This is a genomic window from Levilactobacillus sp. (genome assembly GCF_022646225.1).
In the GTDB taxonomy this organism is placed as follows: Bacteria; Bacillota; Bacilli; order Lactobacillales; family Lactobacillaceae; genus Levilactobacillus; species Levilactobacillus suantsaiihabitans.
The window spans coordinates 1-17546 of the sequence record NZ_JALCJA010000001.1; the positions used below are offsets into that span (position 1 = coordinate 1).

Genomic DNA, 17546 nt, shown 5'->3' on the forward strand with positions numbered 1-17546 from the left:
CTATATGGAAGTAAGACCCCTGAGAGATGATCAGGTAGATAGGCTGGAAGTGGCAGCGTTGTGAGACGTGAAGCGGACCAGTACTAATCGGTCGAGGACTTAACCAAGTAGAATTGGTGTTCTCAAAGAAAATGAATTGATAATATCTAGTTTTGAAAGAAGAAGTTCTTTCAAAGTGTAGTGGCGATAGCCTGAAGGATACACCCGTTCCCATGCCGAACACGGAAGTTAAGCTTCAGCACGCTGATAGTAGTTGGGGGATCGCCCCCTGCGAGGATAGGACGTCGCTACGCGGTTTTGGAGGATTAGCTCAGTTGGGAGAGCGTCTGCCTTACAAGCAGAGGGTCACAGGTTCGAGCCCTGTATCCTCCATTTGAGCCGTTAGCTCAGTTGGTAGAGCATCTGACTTTTAATCAGAGGGTCGACAGTTCGAGACTGTCACGGCTCATTCGCCTTCGGGCGTTTGGCAATTAGATATTGAACGGATACTGGCTATGCCGACTTAGCTCAGTTGGTAGAGCACCTGTCTTGTAAACAGGGGGTCGGAAGTTCGAATCTTCTAGTCGGCATTTTGCGGAAGTAGTTCAGTGGTAGAACATCACCTTGCCATGGTGGGGGTCGCGGGTTCGAATCCCGTCTTCCGCTTCGTACCGAGAGGTACTAAGCATGAATTATCATTTTGCACCCATAGCGCAACTGGATAGAGTGTCTGACTACGAATCAGAAGGTTGTAGGTTCGACTCCTACTGGGTGCATTTTAACGGGAAGTAGCTCAGCTTGGTAGAGCACCTGGTTTGGGACCAGGGGGTCGCAGGTTCGAATCCTGTCTTCCCGATTAAATAAATAAATTTTATTTAACACTTCGCGGTGTAGCTCAGCTGGCTAGAGCGTTCGGTTCATACCCGAGAGGTCGAGGGTTCGATCCCCCCCGCCGCGATTTAGACTTGAACTGGACCTTTAGCTCAGTTGGTTAGAGCAAACGGCTCATAACCGTTCGGTCGTAGGTTCGAGTCCTACAAGGTCCATCACCAGAGGGCACTTGTATGTGTTATTTATGGAGGATTACCCAAGTCTGGCTGAAGGGAACGGTCTTGAAAACCGTCAGGTGAGTAAAATCACGCGAGAGTTCGAATCTCTCATCCTCCTTTTATATTATCGCGGGATGGAGCAGTCTGGTAGCTCGTCGGGCTCATAACCCGAAGGTCGTAGGTTCAAACCCTACTCCCGCAATTTGGTCCGTTGGTCTAGTTGGTTTAGGACGCCTGCCTGTCACGCAGGAGATCACGAGTTCGAGTCTCGTACGGACCGTTACCATATTTGGTTAGCTGAGTATGGTATTCATAACTTCTAAATGGTTAAATGGCTCGGTAGCTCAGTCGGTAGAGCAATGGATTGAAGCTCCATGTGTCGGCGGTTCGATTCCGTCCCGCGCCATTAAATATATCTCATTATATTGCGGGTATAGTTTAGTGGTAAAACCACAGCCTTCCAAGCTGTTGTCGCGAGTTCGATTCTCGTTACCCGCTTTATATGGGCCTATAGCTCAGCTGGTTTAGAGCGCACGCCTGATAAGCGTGAGGTCGATGGTTCGAGTCCATTTAGGCCCATTATGGAGAAGTACTCAAGTGGCTGAAGAGGTGCCCCTGCTAAGGGTATAGGTCGCGGAAGCGGCGCGAGAGTTCGAATCTCTCCTTCTCCGTTTAGTTATGACCCGTTGGTCAAGTGGTTTAAGACACCGCCCTTTCACGGCGGTAACATGGGTTCGAATCCCGTACGGGTCATTGTTTCACAATTTCATATTATCGCGGGATGGAGCAGTCTGGTAGCTCGTCGGGCTCATAACCCGAAGGTCGTAGGTTCAAACCCTACTCCCGCAATATTTGGTCCGTTGGTCTAGTTGGTTTAGGACGCCTGCCTGTCACGCAGGAGATCACGAGTTCGAGTCTCGTACGGACCGTCCATGAGAGTCTTCCTGTGGGGGAGGCTTTTTTGGTATCTGTTGAGAAAAGATCTATGGAAAAAAGGAGATACGACGTGATGGCTGATATACAGTTAATGGATAGCCCTTTTTGTCTTGGGGAGCGCGCCTTTAATGATTCAGGGGTGGTTAAACAGGTCGCACAATTTTACCAATCGGTGCCCTTTTATCGGCCAACACCGTTAACCCGATTGGCAAATTATGCCCGAAATCAGCATATCGGTAGCTTATTGGTTAAGGATGAATCGCAACGTTTTAGTGACCGGTTAAAATCATTTAAGGCTACTGGTGGTCTTTATGCCATGGCTTGTTGTATTGCCCAAAAGGCCGGGTTGCCGATTGCGCAGTTGCGGTATTCGCAACTTCAAACACCGGCAGTGAAACGGATCGCCGATGAGATCACGTTCTACACGGCAACGGATGGCAATCATGGTCGCGGTGTTGCCTGGGCTGCCGACCAATTGGGCACGCATGCAGTTGTTAAAATGCCGGCAGGCTCTACGCGGACCAGGGCCCAGCATATTGCTGCGTTTAATCAGACGGCGGTAGAAATTACGACGAAAAATTATGATGATACCGTGAAATTGGTCACGAAACTGGCTGATCAAGATCCCAATGGCATTTTGATTCAGGATATGGCCTGGCCGGGCTATACGAAAATTCCACAGGAAATCTCTAGTGGTTACAGCATTATCGTTGATGAGATCCTTAAGCAGTTGTCAGCAGACGAGTATCCAACACATCTGTTTTTACAAGCAGGGGTTGGTCAGCTCTCGGCGGGCATCATCGACGCGTTGTTTAGCTTTCTACCACCGGCCCAACGACCGCTAGTGACCATCGTTGAGCCGGCAACGGTCGCGTGTTATTACTTGTCCGCGCAACGGGCCGATGGTGACAGACAGACCGTTCCCGGGTCCCCGCAAACGATCATGGCGGGCTTAAATTGCCAGACACCCAGCCTGATTTCATTTCCAGTCATTCGTGACACGGCGAGCTACTACGGGACCCTTTCTGACGAGACGGCCCGCATCGGCATGCGCGTACTAGCGAGACCTCAGGAAGGTGATCCGCGAATTGTTGCGGGTGAATCGGGGGTTGCTGCATTTGCCTTTGTTAATGCCGCTTTACGGGACCAGACTTTGCGGCAACAACTGAAATTAGGTCCTGCATCTCGCGTGTTAGTGATTAATACCGAGGGAGATACGGATGAGCAGGTGTATCAAGAGATTGTTGGCTAACGTTGACCACCATTAATTGCGTCATAAACGAACGCATCAGTTTAAAAAGAGGACCATTACTAAGCACATGTTGGCTAGTAATGGTCCTCTTTGTTTCAGGCCAGGTGACGGCCCTGTTGGAGATAGTGATTGAGACGGGGATCGTGGGCGTAAATGTAGAGGCCCTTGACCCCACGTTTCATTAAAACGTTGATGGAATTTAAGATTAGGCGTTGCTTAATGACGGTGAGCTCTTGGGGATCCGTCAGGTCATCGCGGCGCTTGAACGCCTCGACGTCCGTGTAGCGGTCAAGGTGGATGACCAGATGATCGTGCTCATCTAGGCCAATCGGTGGCCCTAAGATGATGCCGACGTAGTTCAAATCGAACCCCTGACAGGTGTAGATCGAGCCGACCTCGTTGATGGTTTGTGGCAGTTCCGCCCAGGGCGTTGCGGTGTAGTTGTACTGGTCCCAGGGGAGGTGAAAAGCGCCCTCCGTGATGTAGTGCTTGCCCCCGTCAAGTGTGGACGGGTAGCCGGAGGTCGAGACGATGCGGGACAGGCCGACTTCCTGGTTACGGGCGACGATGGCCTGGCGCATTTTTTCGGCGTCGGCAAAGACGCGCAGATCGTAGTTAGTTCCACCGGATGAAGGTAGCGGGCGGAGTCGTTGGTGGGTAAAGTCATTGATCCAGCGCACGAGGTCGTCGCTGGCCTGCATCCGAAATTGGTGGGTCAGGCGATAGACCTCGTGAGGGACCGGGGCCATCAACGCTTCCAGACGTTGTTCCGTCCAGTAGCTTTTGAGGCGCAGGACCTGGGTCTCGTCAAAGACCACGATGATGACCTTGGCCGTGGCCATCAAGGATGCTAACTGATTGTGACCATAGAAATTATTGTAATGGTCCGGCTGCGAGAGCAAGAGGTGTGCCTCGTCGATGACCAGCACGTCGGCGTGACGCTTGCCCTGACTGATTTGGTTGATCAACGAAGTCGGTCGCTGGATGTCCTTTTTAAAGAGGTGAGGTTGGTGCCCCGCAATCTCACGATAGACCTTGAGAATCTCCGGATGGTTGACTAAAAAGTAGTTCTCCGTACCAGCCAAGGGACTCGTCGCTTGGGTTCTGGCGGCCTCTTGAATGCGGTTGAAGAGGTGGGCCAAAACGACACTCTTGCCAGTTCCCGCATCGCCGTAGAGGGCAAACATAGCGGGACCAGGTTGGTTGAGGTGTGTCGTGGTAAAGGTAAAAATGCGGTCGACCAGCTGGGTCTGGGCCGGCGTTAGCGGCAACAGTGGAGAAAGTTTCGCCGTTGCGGCGTTGGATGGTGTCGTGAACAAATCACCACGACCTTTCTAAACAGAATACGCCCATTGTACCGCGAATGGGTGATCGAGAAAACCCAGGTGGGCCAGGCAAGCGGGCACAAAAAAGCCGGAACGACCACGTCCCAGCTGGTGTGAAGCATTTTTTATTTTTCGTCCGCAGTCACTTGGTGATAAGAAGCGCTGTGGAAATGGTTGGCACTGACGGCGTACGGGTCAAACGGCGCAAAGGCCGGTGAGTGGCGCCACAGCGCGTAGGCATCGCTGTCTGCCCAGATGGTCAGGAGAACGTATTCATTGGCGTTCTTCTCCTTGGTCAAGACGTACATCGCGGTCATCCCACTGGGGAGGCCGTTGCTGGCCAGGCGATTGGCCTTGGCGTCAAAGACCTTGGCCGTGTCCTGATCGAACGTGAAGTATTTGAAGCTGAAGAAACCTTGCCATTCAGATGACCCTTGGTGGAGCTGGACACGATAGTTTAAACCACCGTTGAAAACAGACGGTTTCCCGGAGGCATCCACCAATTGGAGACCTTCATCGGCATCGGAACCGGCTAACAAGACCATCTTGCGGTCCGGATTGTCCGCCATGATCTTGTCTAACAGATCCTTACTGCCAAAAGTTGTTGCTAATTCATGAAGCATGCTCATCCCTCCTGACTAGTTTGTTACCTTTATTATAAGGTTCTTCTGAAAAAAAGCGAAACGTTTACACTTTTGAACCGCCGCGCTAAACTGAAGATAAAACGTTTAGGAAAGGATGATTCTTGTGAAATTAACTGTGTTAGGCTGCTACGGGGGTTACCCCCACAATGGCGTAGGAACCAGTAGTTACCTGCTGACTAGCGGTGATTACCGGTTGCTGGTCGATTGTGGGAGTGGGGCGTTGTTGGCCTTAGAGAAGGTCTTAGACCCCTTACAATTGAATGCGGTGTTGCTGACGCATTATCACCACGACCATACCGCCGACGTCGGGGTCTTACAGTATTTGTGGCAGTTGAAAGCGGGCAAACGGGCCGAACCGGTCTTGCCGATTTATGGACACACCGCCGATCCGTTGAATTTTGGCGCCTTGACCTGGCCCAACGCCACGGTCGGTCAGGCGTACGATCCGGCCCAGACCCTGAACCTGGGACCATTCACTATTGACTTCTTGCCGACCCATCATCCCGTTCCCGCCTATGCGCCCCGCATCACGGAAACGGCCACGGGGGCCACGCTGGCCTTTACGGCGGACACGGCGGCCTTTGCGGGGCTGGCCGAATGGGCGACCGGCGTCGATGTGCTGCTGGCCGACACCAATTTCTACGCCGATCACCAGGGGCCCGCTTGGCATTTGACCTCCACGCAGGCCGGTCAATTGGCGAAGCAAGCCGGGGTCAAACGCCTGTTGCTGACGCATTTGCCGCAAACGGGTGACTTGCAACAACTGGGCAATGAAGCACAGGAAGCGGCTGGTGCGGCCACGAAGGTCAGTGTCGTTTCAGCAGGGTCTATTTATGAAATCTAATGCTTTTTATTCGAGAAATGTTAATTGCTTAAAACTGATTAATTGTCAAAACGGTGGTGTTAGGTAACAAGTTAATACAATAATAGGCAGATGGGGTAAAATTGTAAATTAAATATTTTTAAGAAAGGTCTTTCTTTTTCTCATAAAATCGGTATAATAGAGCTAATCAAACAAATCTATTGACCGTGAAGGAGGAAAAGAATATGACAGTTACGCTCTACACCTCGCCTAGTTGTACCTCTTGTCGCAAAGCCCGTCTGTGGTTCGAAGAACATGGTATTGCGTACCGTGAACAGAATATCTTCTCCGAACCCTTGACGATCGACGAAATTAAATCCATCTTGCGTTTGACCGAAGATGGCACGGAGGAAATCGTGTCAAAGCGTTCCCGTGTTTATCAGGAACTGACCGTTGACTTAGATGATTTACCGCTCCGTGACCTGTTTACCTTGATTCAAACCCATCCGGGCATCTTGCGGCGGCCGATTATGGTCGACGACAAACGTCTGCAAGTGGGTTTCAATGAAGAGGAGATTCGGCGCTTCTTACCCCGGCAAGTCCGCGCATTAGAACTTCAACGCGCTCAGCGATTGGTAAATGGCGCAAATTAAGCTTAATTAGTTGCATCTGACCGGATTTGTGAGAAAATGTTACTTGCAGTCCGGTTTTTTGGTATGATGACTTTACAAGCCGGTAAAATAGACTAAAATGAGTATCAAGGACAATACCCAAAACCCACGAGAAAGGGGTGTTATTCATGGAAATGGAACGAATCAATGAAAACACGATTCGGGTGGTTATTGGTAATGACGACTTAAGTGAACGCGGCATTACGGTCTTAGACCTGCTCGGTAACCACAAACAAATCGAAGGCTTCTTCTACAGTATCTTGGAGGAAGTCGACGTTGATCACCAATTCCAAGACAACGACGCGGTAACCTTCCAAGTTTTGCCGAACCGTAACGGTCTGGAGTTGTTTATCAGTAAGAATACAGACGAGGATGATGCCTCGACTGACAACAACCAGGGCGATGCTAGTGTCGATAGTGCTCACCCCGATCAAGTGTCGGATCAGATTAAGGAGCGCTTGATGGAAACGGATGACCCACGGGATTATATGAAACACCTGCAGTCAGCGACGACCACCAGCGATTCCAACGATATTGAAGACTACTTGAACGACAAGGGCCAGCCAACGACGACTCGCGTGGTTAAGTTACATTCATTTGAAGACATGATCAGCGTAGCACGCGTCTTGCGTTTGGAAAACGCGGCGTCCAACCTGTATCTTTACAATCACGACTACTATCTGGAATTGATCTTCTTCACCAACGAGTCATCCTTCGAGTCCATCAAGGACGAATTGGCCGTGGCGTACGAATACGCCGACCGGACCAAGGTGGCCCCAGATGTGTTAGCGGAACACGGGAAGTTGATTATGGAACACTCTGCACTTGAGCTCACACGGTTTCATTTTTTGAGTGACTAATCGGAACTAGTAGGAGCCTGAAACGTTGATATAACAGTATTTGCGTTTTTAACTTTTCCTATCAATTCCTATGTTTTCCTGTAAAATGCCCAATAAAAGCACAACTTTACGATATTCATATAAATACTGTGCATTTTTCTCCGAACCTCTTCTTGTACAAGGGGTTTGGAGATTTTTTTGTTTTTTTCAGAAAATGAGTAATTGAATTTGAATAATAGAGAGACCGAATAAAGAGTGGATAGGCAGTTAGCCGGTGAGTATTAAGACTGCTTTCTGGCACACGTTTAGACTATTTAGAGTTGGACGCAAAAGGCCTGGGGTGGCTGCCCCAGGCCCTTATGTTATTCGATGGCTTTGTGATGGCTGGTATAGCGGGCCAATGATTTTTTCCCGCCCCAATATCTGGTGAGTCGGAGCGATTTTTTGGTGCGCTTCATTGTTACGATATGATATTGGGTTCCACCTATGGTTGTTTTTGTATGGACTTTATAAATACCGTGCCCCTTTCCTATAACGTAACGAACTGTTTCTGGATATGTATCTGATCCGGTCATTCCTGTCCAAAAGCTATGCTTATAGCCGACGTAGGTGTATGCGCGTTCCCATCTTTTTCCATTAGCGTGTTCCCAACCGATGTGCTTTTTCCAGTTTCCTCGTAAGACCTTAGGCAAGGTTGAGTAAACCTTTGCATTAGCTGTAACGGGTGTAGCAGACAGCCCTAAACCAAGTGAGACCGTCGCTAGACTGACCATCAAGATATTCTTGTTCATATTCTTTCCTCCGATAAAAAGTAATTTAGCGATAATAACTATGCCAGAACGAATTCATAGTAATTTTGTGCTGATTGTAATATTTTAGATGGATAATAAAATCAGCTGAATGGGCGTATTTGAAACGATAGGACTTATGACCAACGTACCGCCATTTTACTCGGGTACTTTTTTCGCCACTGTAATGAATTGTATGTTTATGAATACGGACGCCTTGGTGATGGTTATCGCGAGCGTACCAATGACCGCGTAACTTGCTTGGAATAGCAGAGGTATGCCAGGCTGACGCTTGAACAGAAGTTGGCATACTAAATAGAGCTAGTGAAAGACTAGTTAACGCAATGGTTCCCGTAATGAATTGGTTCATGACTTCACCTCCGATTTAAGTATAGCACTGTGAAAGAAGGCTAGAGCGTAGCTAAGTGGTGGTGCAGGAGAAGGGCCGGTGGAGACGCAGAGACTGATGGATCACAACTTAAAAACCACACAAGCTATCAACGAAATTCTCGGCGTTTTTTAATAAACAAAAGAATATTTTAAACCCTGAATGGCTTAGTGGACAATATAGGACCAATCCCACTTTATCGCGACAGGAGCGAATCCGCCGCCAGTCTCTGGATTCGTCAATCGTTATTTTGACGGTAGCCGGGTGTGATAACTCTACGAAGGGGCCCACCCAATTTTGACCAGCTGTGACACCCACTAGGTGAATCGCTTGAATTTCCCCCGTCAAATATTAAAATTAGGGGTGTTAAGTTTATGAAATGGAGTGGGCAGAAAAATGACGTTAGCGCAGCTGGAAACGGTGTTGTTAGGAATCACCGGCGTGGCCGTGGTCGTCTTGGTTGCCACTATTGCCATTTATTTTTGGTATTCGCGCAAAAGTTCCAATAACTATTTGGAAAATCATGAAATTGAACTCCGCTACTTTATCCAAAAGCAGGTCGACTTTCGGGGCCACACCACGGGGTACGAGTGCCTGTTACGCCAGCACAACGCCGATGGCTCCTGGTCGTTGCCGCGACAGTTGGACTCCTTGCCCTTACAGCGGGTGATTTTTTTACTGGAGGACACGTTCAAGTCGTTGCCGACCGAGCCCATCACGTTGTCCATCAACCTGGAATACGACCAGATCATTAGCCCGGATTTCCGATATTTCGTGCGCTGGGCCATTTCCAAGATTACCCCGATGTCGCTGGCCGTGGAGTATACGGCCAATCACCAGGACCATATCAACAAGCGGTTACTCCGTCGCCGGGTGCGTGAGGCCCGGTCGTATGGCATGCGGTTTGATATCGATAACGTAGGGTCGACTCTGGCCAACCTGAAGAGCGTGGAGTGGCTGCTGCCAGAAGTGGATTCGCTGAAATGTTCCATGCGCAGCTTTCGCAAGGAGGACCCGTCCGTGTGGCTGGATTTGAACCTGCAATTTTGGAATCGGTTGTCCCAGGACAACGACATCCAACTGATTTTGATGGGGGTCGAAGATGAGGCCGATGAGCAATTGGCCGAGCAATTAAAGATTCGGGTCCGGCAAGGCTACCGGTTCGGGCGGCCAATGAACCCGCAGGAGGCTAGACAATAGTGGCAAAACAAGCCAAACAACCGAAGCAACAATTATATACAGATGCGTACTTTGAAAAAGGTCACTGGGGATTGAAAATTTGGCAGACCCTGGTGGCCATTTTCGGCTGGATCTGCGTGGTGGTGCCCGTGGTCATCACGGTCACGGCCTTTTGGGCAGTCTATGACCCGCGGGTGCCGCATTTGTGGTCGTATTCCGAAGGCATCTTCGAAATCAAATTCATTGGCATCATCCTGTTGTTCTCGCTGGTGATGGTGTCGTTATTTGCGGTGGGGATGACCATCATCCAGAACCGCAAGCGTGACCGGGTGGTGGAACAGTGGCCGACGTTTAATCCGATCAACCAAAAGAAACGGGAGACTGAGCTGGAAAAGTTCATGGACGACCGGTTTGGGGATGAGGACTTCCGCCACAACGTTCGGACGTATCAGGTCCAGCCGGAACAAAACTTGGATACGGATCAGATTCAAAATTTATACCGCAAGCATGATTTGAACGATTTGGATGAATAGGAGGCGCGCATGCTTAACGTTTTTATTGACAGCATTTTAAAGGCCACGCTGGGCCAGACGCTCCTGAACATCTTTTTGTTGATTCTGTGTTTGTATCCGGTCATCGGGTCGTTTTTCTGGTTCGCAGGGGCATTGTCCTATCGGTTCTTGAAGACCAACAAGCGCGATACCGACTGGCATGAGATTCCGGTCGACCAGCAGCCGATGATCACCATCATGATTCCCGCGCACAACGAGGAGGTCATGATCGAAGAGACCATCACCTACCTGTTTGACCAGTTGAATTACAGCAATTATGAGGTGCTGGTGATGAATGACGGCTCCACCGACGACACCGGTGCCATCATTGCCCGCCTGCAGGAAAAATACCCGCGGTTGCGTACGGTCGAGATCCTGAAGAACAAGGGGAAGGCCCACGCGTTTAACATCGGCATGTACTTTGCCAAGGGGGAGTACATTCTCAGCAACGATGCCGACACGATTCCCGAGCCGGACGCCTTGATGAAGTATATGAATTTCTTCATGCGCGACCGTGACATGAATACCTCGGCCGTGACCGCCAACATGGACGTGCAGAACCGCTCGAGCCTGTTGGGCAAGTCGCAAACGGTCGAGTTCACCAGCATTGTGGGTGTCATCAAGCGCAGTCAAACGGCCATCAATGATTCCATGTACGCGTACAGTGGGGCCAACACGCTGTACAAGAAGGATTTTCTGATCGACGTCGGCGGCTTCCGGCAAAATCGGGCCACCGAGGACATCAGTATCGCCTGGGACCACCAGATGATTGGAGCCGTGCCACGGTTTGCGCCCAACGTGATCTTTCACATGAACGTCCCCGAAACGATCCGCGACCTGTACAAGCAACGGAAGCGCTGGGCCCAAGGGGGTACCGAGGTCTGGTTGACCAACATTAAAAAGTTCTTGTTACACCCGATTGAACACCGCTACCAAATTTCCATGTTTGCCGACTCGACTCTGTCGATCATCTGGTCGTTTTTCTTCACGTTGACATCGATCGCATTTCTGGCGACCATGGGCTATTTCCTGGTGACCGGCGACTTCGAGCGTGTCATACATGGCCTCGTTATTTCCTTTATCTTCGTGACGTTTGAGCTGTTCGCGGGCTTCATGCAGCTGTTGACGGCCTTGCTACTGGACCATCACGGCATCAAGCTGAAATACATGCTGTTTGCGCCGCTATACATGCTGTTTTACTGGATGGTCAATCCGGTCACGGTGGTGATGACCTTTATTCCGGCGCTAAAGACCATCCTGGGCTTCGGTTCCGGCACTTGGGTCAGTCCCAAACGCAAGTCGCTGCAAAAAAAGTAGCGTCTATGGTTACTAACGAACGGGCGCGGGAATTGGTAACCGGGGCTGGGCGTATCTTTAGAATTCTTTTAGAAATGAAAAAGGCATCGCGTCTCGCGGAAACGGATTTTCCGGGACTTGATGTCGTTTTTTTTAGTACAAACTTTGGATATAATCAGAAGATATTCTCTGCTCATGTGGAGTTACATATTTACCGTTTAAATTATCAAGATACGACTCAACCGGGCTAGGCGAGAAAATTACGAAATAAAACTTTTGCTTTCCGTTGCTGATCGTTACATGATATGAGCCTGTGTCACTAGCAAAACTAGGCTGGAACACATGCCCAATCCTTAGACTAACCCTATAACGATATGCGTTTCCAACTCTAACTTTCTTTGTAGTCACCCCAGCCAGTCTCTTTGACAAATAGTATGTGATTTTTGCGTGAGTACGCTTAACTTTTTTGATTTTTGCATAGCGCGTAGCCCTGAACACTTGACCTTTTGAATGATATGCAAGTTGGCTATCCGCTGTTACCGAAATGAACGGAAATGTCGTCTCATTATCAGAATTAGATGTTTCTTTTCTTGCATATAGCATTGGAAAGGCAGCTACTGAGTTTTTGGAAAACGCCGTTGTACGTACATATGGATACTTAGCAGCCCCATTTTCTTTCAAAAAAGTCTTACTATAATGCCAATTACCCAACTTCTTGAAAACCTTTTTCTGATTCTTGATACTTAACGTTGTATTATCCACGTTAACTAAGTTTCCCTGACCATCACTATTACCTGTTACCACGGAACCCTTGGGCAAAATAACTTTTTTATGCCTAAACTCGTTTGTTAATACTAACTTAGACTTAATTTTATACGTTTGAAAAAGATTATAGTGATTCACACTATTGTTATTGGCGTTAGCACCATACGTATATTCAGAACTCAGATTTGACAAATTACTAATATCTATCTTACTAATTTCCTTATCCAATTTACTTTTAGCCGACGCGTTAGTTACGGCCATGCTCCCCGCCACGGCACCTATCAGCATTAGTAATGCAGTGCCTTTTCCATTGATTTTGAACAATCCAATTACCACCTAATATAATTCCTGTTATGCTATTATAACGCAGTCCGAAGCACATAAAAAACCACCCATTAATCGGCAGGGTGGTTTACTGTTATTCTCGCACTTCCTCGTGGCCTGTCACGGCTTCCATAACTTCCCTAGTTACCACAATTTGCCTGACATAGTCTTTTGTCTTTCCCCAACGCCATGCCGCTTCTTGGGAAGCCATAATATCAGGGTCATTTAGATCTGTACGTTTTCCCACTTTTGTCACTTCATAACATCTTTTACAATTAAGATTAAAAATGCAAGCATGAAAATGGCAATTGTAGCCACGTTAATCGTTTTTTTACTCATTTAAATCCCTCCACTTGTTATTTTATGCAATACCATAGTAATACGAAGACACAATAAGTAGGCGGGTCGCCCCGCCTGCTTTCTAGTGTCCCTGGCCCTTCCAGATTGAGTAGCCTAAGTTGATTGGCGATGTTACGAATCCTAACCAGTTAACCGCCTGTAGGGCCACTCTTTTTATCTGCGCTCAATCGCCAGCAAGAACGGTGGCGTGTGAATTTGATTGATAAAGCCGTAGCGCAGAACCTGGTAAGTTTTTTGCGGCAATTGCTGGCAAAAGTCGACCACGGCGTTGCGTTCGGTGGCGCCACCGGGGTGACCGGCGTAAACGACCAGGATGATACGCCCGCCGCGGGGTAGATGTGGCAATAGGGCCTTCACGGCGGCTAGGGTGGTTTCTGGGCGAGTGATGACGGATTTATCACCGCCGGGGAGGTAGCCGAGGTTGAAGATGGCTGCGGTCACCGGTTCGTCGGCCGCGAGGTATTCGGCCACGTGTTCATGGCCGGTGGCGTGTAACTCGACTGGTTGGCCGAGGCCGGTCAGTTGGAGCTGCTGTTTAGTTTCGGCCAACGCGGCCTGCTGGATGTCAAAGCCGATGACCCGGCCGGTCTTACCGACCAGGTTGGCGAGAAACAGCGTGTCATGGCCTTGGCCCACGGTCGCATCCACGACGGTGGCGCCTGGGCCGACGATTTCGGCTAAAAGCGTATGGCTATAGGTTAAGGCATTGGGTAAATTCATTTATAACACATCTCCATAACGAGTGAGGAACCATTGACTCAAAGTTAACAGGCAAAAGCCCAGTGACCAGCCGCCCAGCACGTCGGTGGGGTAGTGCACGCCCACGTAAATGCGGGACAGGCCGATGCAAACGATCCACAGGCTGAGGACCACGACCACCAACCGGCGCCGCCATGGCCGTTGTCGTAGCGACCAGCCCAGCAGCACAATCAGTGAGCCCCACAGCAACATGGCCGTGATGGAGTGGCCGCTGGGAAAACTGTAGGAACTGGCCGCAACTAGGCGGTTAACGGTCGGTCGGGGGCGTTGGACCAGGTGCTTGATCAGACTGTTACCAATGCCGGCCCAGACCAGCACGTTAAATGCCAAAAACAAGGCCCCGCGGTAGCGCCGCGCAATGACCAGGATGGCTACCAACAACAGCGTCACCCAAGTCACTGGCTTGGGGTCGCCGGAATGGGTAATCCCAATAATTGTTTGCGTGACGCCGGTCGGCAGCGGCTGACGTACCCAGCCAATAACGAGTCGGTCCAACGCATGGACCCAGCCTTGCTGAAAACTGACTCCCAGCAAGTCAATTAGAAAGAAAATTCCCGCGGCCCAGGTGAAACGCCACCGTGTTCGTGAAATGGTCATCAAATGGTGACCTCCTATATCATGATTTTAATAATTTCAGTATAGCACAGGGGGGATACCATAACGGCAAACGGGGAGAGATGTTAGGCTTACTTAGGAAATGCAGGGCTATCGGTGACCAGTTAACCGCCAGTGGGTCCACTCTTTTTTCCAAAAACCGGGGCCCGCCCCTTGCTTTTCACTAGGGGGTTTGCTAAGATGAAAACAATCTGATTAAACCAAGACATTGACGAGAAGTAGTAGTTTGACAAGGCATTCAGCAAGCGGATGGTCGCTGTGAATCCGTTGCCTGGTCAAACGAACTTGTCTCCGAGTCTTCTCCGCTGCAAAGTGGGCGTTTGGCGACGTTATCAGCCGGAATGAGCCTCGGTACAAGACCGGGGAAATGTAGGTGGTACCGCGCTGACACGCCCTACAGAAGCTGATTTTTGGGCTTCTGGGGGCTTTTTTTGTGGACACAATGAGAAAGGGAGCGAAGAATTTGGCATACGAACACCAAATTATTGAACGCAAGTGGCAACACTACTGGCGGGTCAACGAGACATTTAAGACCGCTGACAACCAGGCAAAACCGAAGTATTACGTGATGGATATGTTCCCATACCCATCCGGTCAAGGCTTACACGTGGGACATCCGGAAGGTTACACGGCCACGGATATTATGGCCCGCCTGAAGCGGATGCAAGGCTTTAACGTCTTGCATCCCATGGGCTGGGACGCCTTTGGTCTGCCTGCCGAACAGTACGCCTTGAAGACGGGGCACAATCCCAAGGACTTCACCGCGCACAACATCAAGAACTTCAAGCGCCAGATCCGCTCACTGGGCTTTTCTTATGACTGGAGCCGCGAGGTCAACACGACCGACGAATCCTTCTACAAGTGGACCCAATGGATCTTTGAACAAATGTACAAGAAGGGCCTGGCTTACGAAGACAAGATCATGGTCAACTGGGCGCCTGACTTCATGGGCGGGACCGTCGTGGCCAATGAAGAAGTCGTTGATGGCAAGACGGAACGGGGCGGCTACCCCGTCTACCGCGTACCCATGCGCCAATGGGTCTTAAAGATCACGGCGTACGCCGACCGGCTGCTCGATGACCTGGACGATTTAGACTGGCCCGATAGCATCAAGGAAATGCAACGCAACTGGATCGGTCGTTCTGAAGGGGCCAGCGTCTTCTTCCCAGTTGACGGCCAAGCAGACACCAAGGTCGAAGTCTACACGACGCGGCCAGACACGTTGTTTGGGGCGACCTACATGGTTTTGGCCCCTGAACACCCACTGGTCGATCAAATCACGACGCCCGACCATGTCGACGAAGTCAAGGCTTACCAAAAGGCCATCGACAGCAAGTCTGATTTGGAACGGACTGATTTGAACAAGGACAAGACCGGGGTCTTCACCGGCGCATACGGCATCAACCCACTGAGCGGCAAGAAGCTGCCTATCTGGATTGGTGACTACGTGCTGTCATCTTACGGGACCGGGGCCATTATGGCCGTGCCCGCTCACGATGACCGGGACAACGAATTTGCTCAGAAATTTAACCTGCCTATCGTTCAAGTCATCGCGGGTGACGACGACACGGACGTGCAAAAAGCAGCTTACACCGGCGACGGCGAACACATCAATTCCGACTTTTTGAATGGCATGAACAAAAAGGATGCCATTTCAGCGGCCATCGATTGGTTGGAAGCCCACCACGCCGGCCACAAGAAGGTCAACTTCCGCTTGCGGGACTGGATCTTCTCTCGGCAACGCTACTGGGGTGAACCCATTCCGGTTATCCATTGGGAAGATGGCGAAACGACGCTGGTTCCTGAAGATGAATTGCCATTGAAGCTGCCCGCAGCCAAGCAACTCGAACCTTCCGGGACCGGGGAAAGCCCACTGGCCAACCTGGATGACTGGGTCAACGTTGTGGACGAAAACGGCCGCAAGGGGAAACGGGAAACCAACACCATGCCGCAATGGGCAGGGAGTTCCTGGTACTTCTTGCGTTATGTTGATCCGCACAACGACCAGGCCATTGCTGATCCCGAGAAGCTGAAGTACTGGATGCCAGTCGACCTGTACATCGGTGGGGCGGAACACGCCGTCTTGCACTTGTTGTACGCGCGGTTCTGGCACAAGTTCCTGTACGACTTAGGTGTCGTCCCAACCAAGGAACCCTTCCAGAAGTTGGTCAACCAAGGGATGATCTTGGGCACCAATCACGAAAAGATGTCGAAGTCTAAGGGCAACGTCATCAACCCCGATGAAATCGTCGAAAAGTTCGGGGCCGATACCCTGCGCTTATACGAAATGTTCATGGGGCCGCTGGAAGCTTCCAAGCCGTGGAGCACGGAAGGAATCAATGGGTCCAAACGTTGGCTCGACCGCGTTTGGCGCCTGATGATCGATGACAACAACCACCTGCGTGACCGGGTCACGATGATCAACGATGGTCAGTTGGATAAGATCTACAACCAGACGGTCAAGACGGTCAGCGAGGACTTAGAAGCCATGCGGTTCAACGTGGCCATTTCTCAACTGATGGTCTTCGTCAACGAAGCTTACAAGGTCGACAGCCTGCCACTGATCTACATGGAAGGCTTCGTCAAGCTGATTTCGCCAATCGTGCCGCACATCGCGGAAGAACTCTGGTCCTTGATGGGTCACGACGACACGATTGCCTACGCCAAGTGGCCAACGTATGACGCCAAGCAATTGGTCGAAGACGTGGTCGAAATGGTCGTTCAAGTCAACGGCAAGGTTCGGGCGCACTTAAAGGTCGCCAAGGACGCTGCCAAGGATGACATCGAGGCGCAAGCATTGGCCGATGAGACGGTCAAGACCCATACGGATGGCAAGACGATTCGTAAGGTAATCGTCGTTCCTGGCAAACTGGTCAACATTGTTGCCAACTAAGCTGGTTTAAGTTAAAAGTGTCAGTCACTTTCCTAACGGGAAGGGGCTGGCACTTTTTGATTGGATGCGTTGATGGTTGGCGGCATAATGGGATTATCTGGCGGGGTGACTCACGTTGACGGTTCAAAAAA

Annotated in this window: 14 protein-coding genes, 18 tRNA genes, 2 rRNA genes and 1 other annotated feature; of the genes, 28 read left to right on the forward strand and 6 right to left on the reverse strand. The window is 50.3% G+C overall.

Annotated elements, in window-relative coordinates:
- From LKH74_RS00005 to LKH74_RS00105, 21 genes are all read left to right on the forward strand, one after another.
- Positions 1-107: ribosomal RNA gene (locus LKH74_RS00005) — 23S ribosomal RNA — on the forward strand; the annotation flags it as partial.
- A gap of 69 nt (positions 108-176) precedes the next feature.
- Positions 177-293 (forward strand): 5S ribosomal RNA (gene rrf / locus LKH74_RS00010).
- A 6-nt stretch (positions 294-299) separates the two neighbouring features.
- A tRNA-Val gene (locus tag LKH74_RS00015) sits at positions 300-372 on the forward strand.
- Positions 373-375: 3 nt separating this feature from the next.
- Positions 376-448, forward strand: a tRNA-Lys gene (locus LKH74_RS00020).
- A 48-nt stretch (positions 449-496) separates the two neighbouring features.
- Positions 497-569, forward strand: a tRNA-Thr gene (locus LKH74_RS00025).
- Between the two features lie 4 nt (positions 570-573).
- Positions 574-645 (forward strand) — tRNA-Gly (locus tag LKH74_RS00030).
- Between the two features lie 36 nt (positions 646-681).
- Positions 682-755, forward strand: a tRNA-Arg gene (locus LKH74_RS00035).
- A gap of 6 nt (positions 756-761) precedes the next feature.
- Positions 762-835: transfer RNA gene (locus LKH74_RS00040), tRNA-Pro, on the forward strand.
- Positions 836-863: 28 nt separating this feature from the next.
- Positions 864-937: transfer RNA gene (locus LKH74_RS00045), tRNA-Met, on the forward strand.
- Between the two features lie 14 nt (positions 938-951).
- Positions 952-1025 (forward strand) — tRNA-Ile (locus LKH74_RS00050).
- 31 nt (positions 1026-1056) lie between these two features.
- Positions 1057-1146 (forward strand) — tRNA-Ser (locus LKH74_RS00055).
- Positions 1147-1156: 10 nt separating this feature from the next.
- Positions 1157-1230, forward strand: a tRNA-Met gene (locus tag LKH74_RS00060).
- A gap of 3 nt (positions 1231-1233) precedes the next feature.
- Positions 1234-1308 (forward strand) — tRNA-Asp (locus LKH74_RS00065).
- 53 nt (positions 1309-1361) lie between these two features.
- Positions 1362-1434 (forward strand) — tRNA-Phe (locus LKH74_RS00070).
- A gap of 21 nt (positions 1435-1455) precedes the next feature.
- A tRNA-Gly gene (locus LKH74_RS00075) sits at positions 1456-1526 on the forward strand.
- A 6-nt stretch (positions 1527-1532) separates the two neighbouring features.
- Positions 1533-1607, forward strand: a tRNA-Ile gene (locus tag LKH74_RS00080).
- 4 nt (positions 1608-1611) lie between these two features.
- A tRNA-Ser gene (locus tag LKH74_RS00085) sits at positions 1612-1699 on the forward strand.
- Between the two features lie 9 nt (positions 1700-1708).
- Positions 1709-1781, forward strand: a tRNA-Glu gene (locus tag LKH74_RS00090).
- Between the two features lie 22 nt (positions 1782-1803).
- Positions 1804-1877, forward strand: a tRNA-Met gene (locus tag LKH74_RS00095).
- Positions 1878-1882: 5 nt separating this feature from the next.
- Positions 1883-1957: transfer RNA gene (locus LKH74_RS00100), tRNA-Asp, on the forward strand.
- A 98-nt stretch (positions 1958-2055) separates the two neighbouring features.
- Entirely contained in the window at positions 2056-3216 is a 1161-nt protein-coding gene (locus LKH74_RS00105) for a diaminopropionate ammonia-lyase (protein ID WP_287708065.1), read from the forward strand.
- Positions 3217-3311: 95 nt separating this feature from the next.
- Here LKH74_RS00105 and LKH74_RS00110 read toward each other — a convergent pair whose 3' ends face one another.
- Together LKH74_RS00110 and LKH74_RS00115 are read right to left on the reverse strand one after the other, a co-directional pair.
- Complete coding sequence (locus LKH74_RS00110) at positions 3312-4535, reverse strand: DUF2075 domain-containing protein (RefSeq protein WP_287708051.1); 1224 nt, start codon at positions 4533-4535, stop codon at positions 3312-3314.
- Positions 4536-4666: 131 nt separating this feature from the next.
- The gene (locus LKH74_RS00115) at positions 4667-5164 is read right to left on the reverse strand and encodes an antibiotic biosynthesis monooxygenase (RefSeq protein ID WP_135368018.1); all 498 of its coding nucleotides are present in this window, start codon (positions 5162-5164) and stop codon (positions 4667-4669) included.
- A 124-nt stretch (positions 5165-5288) separates the two neighbouring features.
- Here LKH74_RS00115 and LKH74_RS00120 point away from each other — a divergent pair, with 124 nt between their 5' ends.
- From LKH74_RS00120 to LKH74_RS00130, 3 genes are all read left to right on the forward strand, one after another.
- Positions 5289-6029, forward strand: coding sequence for an MBL fold metallo-hydrolase (locus tag LKH74_RS00120; protein WP_287708050.1), 741 nt, complete (start codon positions 5289-5291; stop codon positions 6027-6029).
- A 203-nt stretch (positions 6030-6232) separates the two neighbouring features.
- Complete coding sequence (spxA, locus tag LKH74_RS00125) at positions 6233-6640, forward strand: transcriptional regulator SpxA (protein ID WP_135368016.1); 408 nt, start codon at positions 6233-6235, stop codon at positions 6638-6640.
- Between the two features lie 146 nt (positions 6641-6786).
- Positions 6787-7518, forward strand: coding sequence for an adaptor protein MecA (locus tag LKH74_RS00130; protein WP_287708049.1), 732 nt, complete (start codon positions 6787-6789; stop codon positions 7516-7518).
- Positions 7519-7859: 341 nt separating this feature from the next.
- On the opposite strand, the gene LKH74_RS00135 is transcribed toward LKH74_RS00130, so the two are convergent.
- On the reverse strand, positions 7860-8288 hold the full coding sequence (locus LKH74_RS00135) for a hypothetical protein (RefSeq protein WP_287708048.1): 429 nt from the start codon (positions 8286-8288) through the stop codon (positions 7860-7862).
- A gap of 781 nt (positions 8289-9069) precedes the next feature.
- Here LKH74_RS00135 and LKH74_RS00140 point away from each other — a divergent pair.
- Genes LKH74_RS00140 through LKH74_RS00150 form a run of 3 tightly spaced genes read left to right on the forward strand, consistent with a single transcriptional unit; the run spans position 9070 to position 11720 of the window.
- A complete protein-coding gene (locus LKH74_RS00140) occupies positions 9070-9873 on the forward strand; it encodes an EAL domain-containing protein (protein WP_135368014.1) in 804 nt (267 codons plus the stop codon).
- Positions 9873-10385, forward strand: a complete 513-nt coding sequence (locus tag LKH74_RS00145) for a hypothetical protein (protein ID WP_434737629.1) — start codon at positions 9873-9875, stop codon at positions 10383-10385. The genes LKH74_RS00140 and LKH74_RS00145 overlap by 1 nt, the downstream gene beginning before the upstream one ends.
- Before the next feature lie 9 nt (positions 10386-10394).
- On the forward strand, positions 10395-11720 hold the full coding sequence (locus LKH74_RS00150) for a glycosyltransferase family 2 protein (protein WP_287708047.1): 1326 nt from the start codon (positions 10395-10397) through the stop codon (positions 11718-11720).
- Positions 11721-11852: 132 nt separating this feature from the next.
- On the opposite strand, the gene LKH74_RS00155 is transcribed toward LKH74_RS00150, so the two are convergent.
- The 3 genes from LKH74_RS00155 to LKH74_RS00165 form a co-directional block, all read right to left on the reverse strand.
- Positions 11853-12788, reverse strand: coding sequence for a hypothetical protein (locus tag LKH74_RS00155; RefSeq protein WP_287787887.1), 936 nt, complete (start codon positions 12786-12788; stop codon positions 11853-11855).
- Between the two features lie 513 nt (positions 12789-13301).
- Positions 13302-13868 (reverse strand): class I SAM-dependent methyltransferase, encoded by a 567-nt coding sequence (locus LKH74_RS00160; RefSeq protein WP_135368010.1) that lies wholly within the window; start codon positions 13866-13868, stop codon positions 13302-13304.
- Positions 13869-14504 carry a phosphatase PAP2 family protein gene (locus LKH74_RS00165; RefSeq protein ID WP_287708045.1) on the reverse strand — a complete coding sequence of 212 codons (636 nt, stop codon included), beginning with the start codon at positions 14502-14504 and terminating at the stop codon, positions 13869-13871. It lies immediately after the preceding gene.
- 217 nt (positions 14505-14721) lie between these two features.
- Positions 14722-14922: a binding site (T-box leader), on the forward strand.
- Positions 14923-14985: 63 nt separating this feature from the next.
- Between LKH74_RS00165 and leuS the strand changes: the two genes are divergently transcribed.
- Positions 14986-17415 carry a leucine--tRNA ligase gene (leuS, locus tag LKH74_RS00170; protein ID WP_287708063.1) on the forward strand — a complete coding sequence of 810 codons (2430 nt, stop codon included), beginning with the start codon at positions 14986-14988 and terminating at the stop codon, positions 17413-17415.
- The last annotated feature ends 131 nt before the right edge of the window (positions 17416-17546 follow it).